General features: G+C 60.0%; 13 protein-coding genes. 7 read left to right on the forward strand and 6 right to left on the reverse strand.

Annotated elements, in window-relative coordinates:
- Positions 1-60: 60 nt before the first annotated feature.
- From pncC to mltB, 5 genes are all read right to left on the reverse strand, one after another.
- Positions 61-558 (reverse strand): nicotinamide-nucleotide amidase, encoded by a 498-nt coding sequence (pncC, locus tag MX657_RS17620; RefSeq protein WP_346806256.1) that lies wholly within the window; start codon positions 556-558, stop codon positions 61-63.
- Positions 559-687: 129 nt separating this feature from the next.
- On the reverse strand, positions 688-1566 hold the full coding sequence (locus MX657_RS17625; protein WP_346806257.1) for a metal ABC transporter substrate-binding protein: 879 nt from the start codon (positions 1564-1566) through the stop codon (positions 688-690).
- 14 nt (positions 1567-1580) lie between these two features.
- On the reverse strand, positions 1581-2441 hold the full coding sequence (locus MX657_RS17630; protein ID WP_217480502.1) for a metal ABC transporter permease: 861 nt from the start codon (positions 2439-2441) through the stop codon (positions 1581-1583).
- Positions 2438-3091 carry a metal ABC transporter ATP-binding protein gene (locus MX657_RS17635; protein ID WP_119916189.1) on the reverse strand — a complete coding sequence of 218 codons (654 nt, stop codon included), beginning with the start codon at positions 3089-3091 and terminating at the stop codon, positions 2438-2440. The genes MX657_RS17630 and MX657_RS17635 overlap by 4 nt, the downstream gene beginning before the upstream one ends.
- Before the next feature lie 257 nt (positions 3092-3348).
- Entirely contained in the window at positions 3349-4449 is a 1101-nt protein-coding gene (gene mltB, locus MX657_RS17640; RefSeq protein WP_176212974.1) for a lytic murein transglycosylase B, read from the reverse strand.
- A 252-nt stretch (positions 4450-4701) separates the two neighbouring features.
- Between mltB and srlA the strand changes: the two genes are divergently transcribed.
- From srlA to gutQ, 7 genes are all read left to right on the forward strand, one after another.
- Positions 4702-5265 carry a PTS glucitol/sorbitol transporter subunit IIC gene (gene srlA, locus MX657_RS17645; RefSeq protein WP_023333189.1) on the forward strand — a complete coding sequence of 188 codons (564 nt, stop codon included), beginning with the start codon at positions 4702-4704 and terminating at the stop codon, positions 5263-5265.
- Complete coding sequence (gene srlE / locus MX657_RS17650) at positions 5262-6221, forward strand: PTS glucitol/sorbitol transporter subunit IIB (protein WP_080330179.1); 960 nt, start codon at positions 5262-5264, stop codon at positions 6219-6221. Before srlA ends, srlE begins: the two co-directional genes overlap by 4 nt.
- Before the next feature lie 12 nt (positions 6222-6233).
- Entirely contained in the window at positions 6234-6596 is a 363-nt protein-coding gene (srlB, locus tag MX657_RS17655) for a PTS glucitol/sorbitol transporter subunit IIA (RefSeq protein ID WP_008499554.1), read from the forward strand.
- A 14-nt stretch (positions 6597-6610) separates the two neighbouring features.
- Entirely contained in the window at positions 6611-7390 is a 780-nt protein-coding gene (gene srlD / locus MX657_RS17660; RefSeq protein WP_023294411.1) for a sorbitol-6-phosphate dehydrogenase, read from the forward strand.
- Positions 7391-7481: 91 nt separating this feature from the next.
- A complete protein-coding gene (gene gutM, locus MX657_RS17665) occupies positions 7482-7841 on the forward strand; it encodes a transcriptional regulator GutM (RefSeq protein ID WP_252002373.1) in 360 nt (119 codons plus the stop codon).
- A 63-nt stretch (positions 7842-7904) separates the two neighbouring features.
- The gene (srlR, locus tag MX657_RS17670; protein ID WP_080330177.1) at positions 7905-8678 is read left to right on the forward strand and encodes a glucitol operon DNA-binding transcriptional repressor SrlR; all 774 of its coding nucleotides are present in this window, start codon (positions 7905-7907) and stop codon (positions 8676-8678) included.
- A complete protein-coding gene (gutQ, locus tag MX657_RS17675) occupies positions 8671-9636 on the forward strand; it encodes an arabinose-5-phosphate isomerase GutQ (protein ID WP_080330176.1) in 966 nt (321 codons plus the stop codon). Before srlR ends, gutQ begins: the two co-directional genes overlap by 8 nt.
- On the opposite strand, the gene norR is transcribed toward gutQ, so the two are convergent.
- Positions 9633-11147: a nitric oxide reductase transcriptional regulator NorR gene (norR, locus tag MX657_RS17680; protein ID WP_346806258.1), complete on the reverse strand. Its 1515-nt coding sequence runs from the start codon at positions 11145-11147 to the stop codon at positions 9633-9635. The two genes, gutQ and norR, sit on opposite strands and share 4 nt — an antisense overlap.
- Positions 11148-11154 lie beyond the last annotated feature (7 nt).

The raw sequence follows: 11154 nt of genomic DNA on the forward strand, positions 1-11154 counted from the left end.
CTGCGCTTCACCATGGACTTCTGTTCTGTTGAGGCAATTATACTGTATAGTCATACAGTATCAAGTATTTTGTAGAAATTGTTGCCAGAGCGTTTTTAACGCATAAACGGTAGCCTGACGGCGCACGCTTTCGCGGTCGCCGCTGAAGCACTCCCGGCGGGTGACCCCCTCACCATTAGAGGTGGCAAAACCAAACCAGACGGTGCCGACAGGCTTCACGTCGCTGCCGCCGTCCGGCCCCGCGATGCCGCTGATGGAAATAGCGTAATCTGCCCGCGCCGCTTTCAGCGCGCCAATCGCCATTTCGATCACCACCGGTTCGCTGACCGCGCCATGCTGCTCAAGCGTGGATTCACGCACGCCGATCATCTGTGCTTTAGCTTCGTTACTGTAGGTCACAAAACCGCGTTCAAACCAGGCGGAACTGCCGGCAATATCGGTAATGACTTTCGCCACCCAGCCGCCGGTGCAGGATTCCGCGGTGGTGATTGTCGCGCCACGCTGCTTCAGTGCAAGACCAACGATCTCGCTAAGCTGCATCATTTCATGGTCAGTCATTCTCGCTCCAGGCTTCATAAAAACGTGCAGCACAAGATAGCACTTTCTCGTCAAATATGGGGATGCGCTTCAGGTTTTACGAGGGGGCTTCAGAAAAAAGCCGATGCGGGCGCACCGGCTGTGGACAGGTTATTTCATGCTGTTCGCAAGCGTATCGACATTATGACGAAACGCCTTAACATAGGTGTCTGCGACCCCACCTTTTGCCGACAGGGCTTCCGGGTAAAGTTCGCCCCCAGGCTGTGCGCCCGTCGCTGACGCAATCTGCTTCACCAGGCGCGGGTCGAGCTGGTTTTCCATAAACCACGTTTTCACGCCGTCGGCTTTGATCTGATTGATAATCTCCGCCACCTGCGCCGCGCTGGCCTCGCTCTCTGACGACAGCCCCTGCGGGGCCATAAACGTTACCCCGTAGGCGCGGCTGAAATAGCCGAAGGCGTCATGGCTGGTCAGCACCTTGCGCTTTTCCTGCGGGATCGCGCTAAAGCGCGTTTTGGCCCAGCTATCCAGTTGAGTCAGTTGCGTAATGTACGGTTTTCCTGAAGCCTCCAGCGCCGCTTTGTCTTCCGGATCGGCTTTCACCAGACCGTCCAGAATATTTTGCGCATACAGCGCGCCGTTCGCCGCGCTGTTCCACGCGTGCGGATCGGTCACGGTTTTACCGTCCTCTTCCAGCGTGTGGGTTTTCACCCCGGTCGAAGCCACCACCAGTTGACCTTTAAATCCGGAGGCCTTCACCAGCCGGTCAAGCCAGCCCTCCAGCCCCAGACCGTTTACCACCACCACATCAGCCTTATTCAGCGCCGCGCTGTCCTTCGGTGACGGTTCGAAGGTATGCGGATCGCCGTCCGGCCCCACCAGCGTCGTCACCTTCACGCGGTCACCGCCAACCTGCTGCGTAATATCTCCCAGTATGGAAAAGCTGGTGACCACATTCAGCGTTTTCGCCATCACGCCGTGTGACATCATCCCCAGCGCGAGCGCCATGACTAATCCTGTACGTTTCATCGTTTCCCCTTGCGTTAAAAAAGCGCCCGCAGGCTGCCTGCCAGCCTGCTGCGCGTACCGAATAAAATGGAAATAAAGAACAGCGCGCTGGCGGTCAGCACGATGGACGGCCCCGCCGGTAAACTCGCCGCCCAGGAGAGGCTTAGCCCGAGCCACGCGCAGATAACACCGCTGATACCTGCCATCAACAGCAGGCCGGGCAAGGTGCGCGCCCAGCAGCGCGCCGCCACCGCCGGGAGCATCATCAGCCCGACGGCCATCAGCGTGCCGAGCACCTGAAACCCGGCCACCAGGTTAAGCACCAGCAGCGCCAGAAACAGGCCGTGCAATACGCCGGGTAGCCAGCGGGCATTCACCTGCAGCCAGGCGGTATCAAACGCCTCCGTTACCAGCCCGCGATAGAAGAGCGCCAGAGTCGCCAGCGTGAAGATACACACGCCCGTGACGAACAGCGCGGCGTCGTTATCCACCGCAAGGATGGAGCCAAACAGCAGGTGCAGCAGATCGACATTCGAGCCGCGCAGCGATACCAGCGTGACGCCCAGCGCCAGCGAGCCAAGATAGAACCCGGCAAAGCTGGCATCTTCTTTGAGCGGCGTGCGGCGGCTGACCAGCCCAGCCACCAGCGCCACGGCGATACCGGCAATAAAGCCGCCGAGGCTCATCGCCAGTAGCGACATCCCGCTGAGCAAATACCCCACGGCGACGCCCGGCAGGATGGCATGTGAGAGCGCGTCCCCCATCAGGCTCATCCGGCGCAGCTGAAGGAATACGCCCAGCGCGGTGGTGCTAACGGAGAGCGCCAGGCAAACCACCAGCGCGCGGCGCATAAAACCGAATTCGATAAACGGCTGGAAGAATGTGTGCCAGATCATGCCACCCTCACCCGCTCGGTTTTCCACTGGGGAACGTCAGCATCCAGCCGCAGCGTCTGCGGGAAATGGCGCGCCACGCGCTCGCTGTCGTGCAGTACCGCGAGCAGGGTTTGCCCCTGCATATACATCTCCAGCATCAAATCCATCAGCACGTTGCAGGTGGCCTCATCAACGCCGGTAAAGGGTTCATCCAGCATCACCAGCGGGGCCTGCTGCACTAACACGCGGGCAAACAGCATGCGCTGAAACTGGCCGCCGGAAAGTTCATCGATGGTGGAGAGCGCCATCGACTCCAGCCCCACGCGCTCAAGTGCGCCACTTATGCGCAGACGCGCTTCGCGGCGGAAACCGGCGAAAAGCGAAATTCCGGGCCAGCAGCCCATGCTCACCACGTCCTGCACGGTCAGCGGAAATTGCGCTTCCAGCGCGTGACGCTGTGCCAGCCAGCCGATTACCGGGCGCTTTCCCTGCCAGCGGAAGCTGCCGCTCACGGGCGGGATAAACCCGGCGAGGGTTTTCAGCAACGTAGATTTACCGCAGCCGTTAGCGCCCACAATGGCGGTCATGCTGCCGCGTTCAATGACGCCAGAAAGCGGGCGCGTAACGGGCTGGCGGTCATAGCCCGCAACCAGTGCGTTCATAACGATCATGGCAACGCCACCGCCCAGCGCACGGCCAGCCCGAGAAACAGAATGAGTACCATCGCCAGCAGCAGCCGAACCGGGGATGAGAGAGAAAACAGGGACATGGACATCTCAACTCGAAATTAATGTTATAACATAACAATAATGAAAGACGATGAAGATGTAAACGGCGGGAATGAAATGGGTGTGTGGCGAAATGTTTCTGCGGGAAACAGGTGCGGGTGGGTGCCCTCTCCCACGGGGAGAGGGGGGAATAAGGCGACTTACTGACTAAACGGTGACGCCGCAGGAACGCGCGCCTGAGACACCGCCAGCCCCAGCTGCCACACCGCCATCGCGTAGTGCGTACTGTGGTTATAGCGGGTAATCGCATAGAAGTTCGGCATGCCGTACCAGTACTGGTAGCCGGTTCCCACGTCCAGGCGCAGCAGGCTCACCTGGTCAACATTGCCCAGCGGCTGGGTTGGCGTTAAGCCCGCCGCCGTCAGCTGTGCGACGCTGTATTTGGTTTTGAAGCCGTTTTCCAGACCAAACGCCTCGCCGTTCGCCTGAACGGCAACCTGACCACCCGGTGTCCAGCCGTGCGCTTTGAAGTAGTTCGCCACGCTGCCGATGGCATCCACCGGATCCCACAGGTTAATGTGGCCGTCCCCGTTAAAGTCGACGGCATACTGCTTATAGGAGGACGGCATAAACTGGCCGTAGCCCATCGCGCCGGCAAATGACCCTTTCAGATCGAGCGGATCGTCCTGCTCGTTGCGCGCCATCAGCAGGAAAGTTTCCAGCTCGGAAGAGAAATACTCCGCGCGGCGCGGATAGTTAAAGGAGAGCGTCGCCAGCGCGTCGAGGATGCGGGTTTTGCCCATCACGCGGCCCCAGCGGGTTTCCACGCCAATAATCCCGACGATGATTTCCGGCGGTACGCCGTAGACCTGCCACGCGCGGTTGAGCGCATCTTCATACTGATTCCAGAACACCACGCCGTTTTGCACGTTGTCCGGGGTAATAAACTGTTTGCGGTAGCGCAGCCACGCGCCGTTCGGCCCGCTCGGCACCTGGGCGGACGGCGCCTGCCTGTCCATCAGGCGCAGCACGTAGTCCAGACGCTTAGCCTGAGACAGAATTTCGTGCAGCTGCTGGCGGTCAAAACCGTGTTTACTCACCATTTTATCGATGAACTGCTCGGCCGCCGGGTTATTCGCGAAGTCGCCTCCCATCTGCATCATATTGTGCTGCGGCTCCAGCAGGAATCCTCCGGAAGGCGCGCCCGCCGTTTGCTGAACGGCTTCGGTCTTAGGTTTGCTGCTACAGGCAGACAGCAGAATAAGCGCAGGCAACAGCGCTGCATAACGACGCTTGAACATGAGACATCCATTTAACGGGTTCGATAAGAACCCAGTATGGTAAAGCATCCGCAACACCTCAAGGAAGCGGTACGCACCTCCCCCACGCAAATCCGCGCTTTTTTCCCCCGAAAACCATTCACGCCGTCAATTAACTTTCAAAATAATCCATTTTTCTTTCATTGTGAGATCTAACTAACACTTTAAAAGCTTTCAAAATGATTATTATTAGCCCAGTCAGACAAAAACAAAAAAGCCCCACAGGAGAGAAGAATGATAGAAACCATCACCCACGGCGCCGAGTGGTTCATCGGGCTGTTTCAGAAAGGCGGAGAAGTGTTCACCGGTATGGTGACCGGGATCCTGCCCCTGCTGATCAGCCTGCTGGTTATCATGAACGCGCTGATCAACTTTATCGGCCAGCAGCGCATTGAACGCTTCGCCCAGCGCTGCGCCGGTAACCCGCTGTCCCGCTACCTGGTACTGCCGTTCATCGGCACCTTCGTGTTCTGTAACCCGATGACCTTAAGCCTCGGTCGCTTCATGCCGGAAAAGTACAAGCCGAGCTACTACGCCGCCGCCTCCTACAGCTGCCATTCGATGAACGGCCTGTTCCCGCACATCAACCCCGGCGAGCTGTTTGTCTATCTCGGGATCGCCAGCGGCCTTACCACGCTTGGCCTGCCGCTCGGCCCGCTGGCGGTGAGCTACCTGCTGGTTGGTCTGGTGACCAACTTCTTCCGCGGCTGGGTGACGGACCTCACCACCGCCATTTTTGAGAAAAAAATGGGCATCCAGCTTGAACAGAAAGTCCATCTTTCAGGAGCGACAGCATGAACCGGATCCGCATTGAGAAAGGCACGGGCGGCTGGGGCGGCCCGCTGGAGTTTGACGCCACCGAAGGCAAAAAGATCGTCTACATCACCGCGGGCACGCGCCCGGCGATTGTCGACAAGCTGCGCGAGCTGACCGGCTGGGACGCGGTCGACGGCTTTAAAGAAGGTGAGCCGCCGGAAACGGACATCGGCGTGGCGGTGATCGACTGCGGCGGCACGCTGCGCTGCGGCATCTATCCGAAGCGCCGCATTCCGACGGTGAATATTCACTCCACCGGAAAATCCGGCCCGCTGGCGCAGTACATCCTTGAGGATATTTATGTCTCGGGCGTGAAGGAGGACAACATCACGCTGGTGAATGGCACACCCGCGCCGCAAAAAGCCCCACCGCGCGAGTACGACACCAGCAAGAAAATCACCGAGCAGAGCGACGGCCTGCTGGCGAAGGTCGGGATGGGGATGGGATCCGCCGTGGCGGTGCTGTTCCAGTCCGGGCGCGACACCATCGACACGGTGCTGAAAACCATTCTGCCGTTTATGGCATTCGTCTCGGCGCTGATCGGCATCATCATGGCGTCCGGCCTGGGCGACTGGATTGCCCACGGCCTCGCCCCGCTCGCCAGCCACCCGCTCGGGCTGGTGACGCTGGCGCTGATCTGCTCCTTCCCGCTGCTGTCGCCGTTCCTCGGCCCGGGCGCGGTGATTGCCCAGGTCATCGGCGTGCTGATAGGCGTGCAGATTGGTCTGGGGAATATTCCTCCGCACCTCGCCCTGCCTGCCCTGTTTGCCATTAACGCCCAGGCGGCGTGCGATTTCATCCCCGTGGGGCTGTCGCTGGCCGAAGCGCGCCAGGACACCGTGCGCGTGGGCGTACCGTCCGTGCTGGTGAGCCGCTTCCTGACGGGCGCGCCGACGGTGCTGATTGCCTGGTTTGTCTCCGGCTTTATTTATCAATAAGAGGTTCCTGTGATGACCGTTATTTACCAGACCACCATTACCCGCATCGGCCAAAGCGCGGCGGATGCGCTGAGTGACCAGATGCTGATCACCTTTCGGGAAGGCGCTCCGGCGGATATCGAAGAGTTTTGTTTTATCCACTGCCACGGCGAGCTGAACGGCGAGCTGAAGGCCGGAAGCCAGCTGGAGCTGGGCGAGGCGCGCTATGCCGTGACCGCCGTCGGCGACGTGGCCGAGCAAAACCTGCGCGAGCTGGGGCACATCACCCTGCGCTTCGACGGCCAGCCGCAGGCCGAGTATCCCGGCACGGTGCACGTGGCGGGCCCGGTTCCGCAGGCTGTCACCCCAGGCTGCACGTTAAAATTTGTTGCGTAATTAAGGAGAAACACATGAGTCAGGTTGCCGTTGTCATTGGTGGGGGACAAACCTTAGGCGAGTTCCTCTGCCGTGGGCTTGCCGCAGAGGGTTACCGCGTGGCGGTAGTAGACATTCAGAGTGAGAAAGCCGCCCGCGTGGCGGACACCATTAACACCGAGTTTGGTGAAGGGATGGCGTACGGGTTTGGTGCCGACGCCACCAGCGAGCAGAGCGTGATGGCGCTGGCCCGCGGCGTGGACGAGATTTTTGGGCGTACCGACCTGCTGGTCTACAGCGCGGGGATTGCGAAAGCGGCCTTTATCAGCGATTTCGAGCTGGGGGATTTTGACCGTTCGCTGCAGGTGAATCTGGTGGGCTATTTCCTCTGCGCCCGCGAGTTTTCCCGCCTGATGATCCGCGACGGCATTCAGGGGCGCATCATTCAGATCAATTCGAAATCCGGGAAAGTGGGCAGTAAACATAACTCCGGCTATAGCGCGGCGAAGTTTGGCGGCGTGGGCCTGACGCAGTCCCTGGCGCTGGATCTGGCCGAGTACGGGATTACCGTGCATTCGCTGATGCTGGGGAACCTGCTGAAGTCGCCGATGTTCCAGTCCCTGCTGCCGCAGTACGCCACCAAGCTCGGCATCAAGGCTGAAGAAGTGGAGCAGTACTACATCGATAAAGTGCCGCTCAAGCGCGGATGTGATTATCAGGACGTGCTGAACATGCTGCTGTTTTACGCCAGTCCGAAAGCGTCTTACTGCACCGGGCAGTCGATTAACGTCACCGGTGGGCAGGTGATGTTCTGAGTTCATTCCCCGGTGGCGCTGCGCTTACCGGGGCTACAATCCCCGTAGGCCGGGTAAGGCGCAGCCGCCACCCGGCAGTTAAGGAGCCGATATGGTCACCGTACTCATCACCGTCGCCGCCCTCGCCTGGCTGTGCCAGATGGCGTTTGGCGGCTGGCAGATCCACCAGTTTAACCGCGCGTTTGACGCCCTGTGCCAGAAAGGCCGCGTGGGCGTCGGGCGTTCCGGCGGACGCTTTAAACCGCGGGTTGTCGTCGCTGTTGCGCTGGATGAAAACAATATGGTTTGCGATTCCCTCATCATGCGCGGCGTAACGGTATTTGCCCGACCGGCCAAAATCCAGGCGATCAACGGCATCCCGCTGCAGGAATTGCAGCCCGATGTGATCTTTCCCCATGATTCACTCTGTCAGAATGCACTATCATTAGCGCTTAATCTGAAACATGGATAATTTCGTTGTGAAAGTTATAGACTTGCGAAATTATCATTTCGCAACCTAAGGAACGAAGCGCCTATGAAACCACGTCAGCGGCAGGCGGCTATTCTCGAGCATCTGCAAAAACAGGGAAAATGCTCGGTAGAGGATCTGGCCCACTACTTTGACACCACCGGCACGACAATACGCAAGGATCTGGTATTGCTCGAAAACTCTGGCGCCGTCATTCGTACCTACGGCGGCGTGGTGCTCAACAAAGACGAAGCGGACCCGCCTATCGATCACAAAACGCTGATTAATACGCACCAGAAAGCGCTGATTGCCGAAGCCGCCGTCAAATTTATCCAGGACGGCGATTCCATCATCCTCGACGCAGGCAGCACCGTGCTGCAGATGATCCCGCTGCTCAGCCGCTTTAATAACATCACGGTGATGACCAACAGCCTGCACATTGTCAACGCCCTGTCGGAGTTCGACAGCGAGCAGACCATCCTGATGCCCGGCGGCACCTTCCGCAAAAAATCGGCGTCGTTTCACGGCCAGCTGGCGGAGAACGCCTTCGACCACTTCAGCTTCGATAAACTGTTTATGGGCACCGACGGCATCGACCTGAATGCAGGCGTCACGACGTTTAACGAGGTATTCAGCGTCAGTAAAGCAATGTGCAACGCCGCGCGGGAAGTGATTTTAATGGCCGACTCGTCGAAATTTGGCCGTAAAAGCCCCAACATTGTCTGTAGCCTTGAAAGCGTTGATAAGCTGATTACCGACGCGGGTATCGATCCGGCGTTCAAAAAAGCGCTGGAAGAGAAAGGCATCGACGTGATCGTAACCGGAGAGAGAAATGAGTGATTTTCTGTTAGAAACGGGCCGCCAGACGCTGATGCTGGAGCTGCAGGAAGCCAGCCGCCTGCCGGAACGTCTGGGCGAGGATTTTGTCCGCGCCGCCAACACTATTATCCACTGCGAAGGCAAAGTGATCGTGGCGGGCATCGGTAAATCCGGCCATATCGGCAAAAAGATTGCCGCGACGCTGGCCAGCACCGGCACCCCGGCGTTCTTCGTGCATCCTGCTGAGGCACTCCACGGCGATCTCGGGATGATTGAAAGCCGCGACGTGATGCTGTTTATCTCCTACTCCGGTTCGGCCAAAGAGCTGGATCTCATCATCCCTCGCCTGCAGGAAAAATCGGTCGCCCTGCTGGCGATGACCGGCAAATCCCGCTCGCCGCTGGCGCTGGCCGCCAAAGCCACGCTGGACATTTCCGTTGAGCGCGAAGCCTGTCCGATGCACCTCGCCCCCACCTCCAGCACCGTTAACACCCTGATGATGGGCGACGCGCTGGCAATGGCGGTGATGCAGGCGCGCGGCTTTAACGAAGAAGATTTCGCCCGCTCGCATCCGGCGGGGGCGCTCGGGGCACGCCTGCTCAACAAGGTTCACCACCTGATGCGCACCGACGATGCCATTCCGCAAGTTAAACTCGACACCAGCGTGATGGACGCGATGCTGGAACTGAGCCGCACCGGTCTGGGTCTGGTGGCGGTGTGCGATGACGGCGGAAACGTTAAAGGCGTGTTCACCGATGGCGACCTGCGCCGCTGGCTGGTGGGCGGTGGCAGGCTGGAAACAAACGTGTCTGACGCCATGACCAAAGGCGGGCTGACGCTCAACGCCGACAGCCGCGCCATTGAAGCCAAAGAGGTGCTGATGAAGCGCAAAATCACCGCCGCACCGGTGGTGGACGAGCACGGCAGGCTGTGCGGCGCCATCAACCTGCAGGACTTCTACCAGGCCGGGATTATCTAACCCTTCAGCCCAAGACGCTTCGCCAGCCGGTGCAGGTTGGCGACGTCCATCTCCAGCGCCCGCGCGCATGCCGCCCAGCTGCGGTTGTTCTGCTCCAGCGCGCGGGTAATCATCTGACGCTGAAATGTTTCCGTCGCCTCGCGCAGGTTCTCGTTGACGGTCTCTGGCGCAGCAGCCTTCACGGTCGGGGCATTTTCCTCATGCAGCGCAAAATGCCGCGCATGAATCACCACTTCATCCCCCGAACGCGTCGCCCGCGCCAGCACCACCGCCCGGTGGATCGCATGTTCCAGCTCGCGCACGTTGCCCGGCCAGCCGTAGCTGAGCAGGTGTGCCCTCGCTCCAGGGCTCAGGACCACGCGGGAAAGCCCCATTCTGAGGCGGCACTGCTCGCAGAAAAAGCCCGCCAGCAGCAGCACGTCGTCCCCGCGCTCGCGCAGCGGCGGCACGGTTAGCGGGAACACGCTCAGGCGGTGGAACAGGTCGGCGCGGAACTGCCCGGCCAGCACCGCTTCGCGCAGATCCCGGTTGGTCGCCGCCAGCACGCGCACGTCCACGCGCAGGCTGCGGTCATCCCCCACGCGCTGGATGTCGCCGTACTGCAGCACGCGCAGCAGCTTGGCCTGTAACGACAGCGACAGCTCGCCAATCTCATCAAGAAACAGCGTGCCGTTATCGGCCATTTCAAACTTGCCGCTGCGGTTGCTGATGGCCCCGGTAAACGCCCCTTTGACGTGACCGAACAGCTCGCTCTCCGCCACGCTTTCCGGCAGCGCCGCGCAGTTGAGGTACACCAGCGGGTTCACCGCGCGCGGCGAAGCTTCATGAATCGATTTCGCCACCAGCTCTTTACCGGTGCCGGTTTCCCCGAAGATCAGCACGTTCAGATCGGACGCGGCGACAATCTCAATCTCTTTTTTAAGCTGCGCCATACCGGGAGAAAGGCCGATCATCTCCGTGTGCGCCACCTGCTCAAACGCCGCCGGGCTGCCGGGAAGGATATTCTGGCTCTCCAGCTGTTCAATCAGCAGCGCATTATTCAGTGCCCCGGCGGCCAGGGCGGCAATCAGGCGCAGCTCTTCGTCACTGAAGGTGTCGAACTGGTCCGGCGACATGCCGTCGAGGGTCAGCGCGCCAATCAGGTTTTGCCCGGCAAACAGCGGCAGACCGATGCAGGCGTGCACCTTCAGGCTCTCCTGGCCCGGAATAAGCCCGTCGTACGGGTCGGGCAAGTCGCTGTCCGCCGGGAAGCGCACCACGTCCCCCGCGCGGGCGATGGTTTCCAGACGCGGATGGCCTTCAAGGGTAAAGCGCCGTCCGAGCACGTCCTTCGCCAGCCCGTCGATAGCCAGCGGAATAAACTGCCGTCCTTCGTAGCGCAGCAGCGCGGACGCATCGCACTCAAGCACGTGGCGCAGCGTGGAGATCAGCCGCTGAAAGCGGTCCTGATGGCCGATACCGGTTTGCAGCTCAATGGCGATCTTCGCCAGCACGTCTACGGAAAAGCTCATGTCTGCC

The sequence above is a fragment of the Enterobacter chuandaensis genome (genome assembly GCF_039718975.1).
GTDB lineage: Bacteria > Pseudomonadota > Gammaproteobacteria > Enterobacterales > Enterobacteriaceae > Enterobacter > Enterobacter chuandaensis.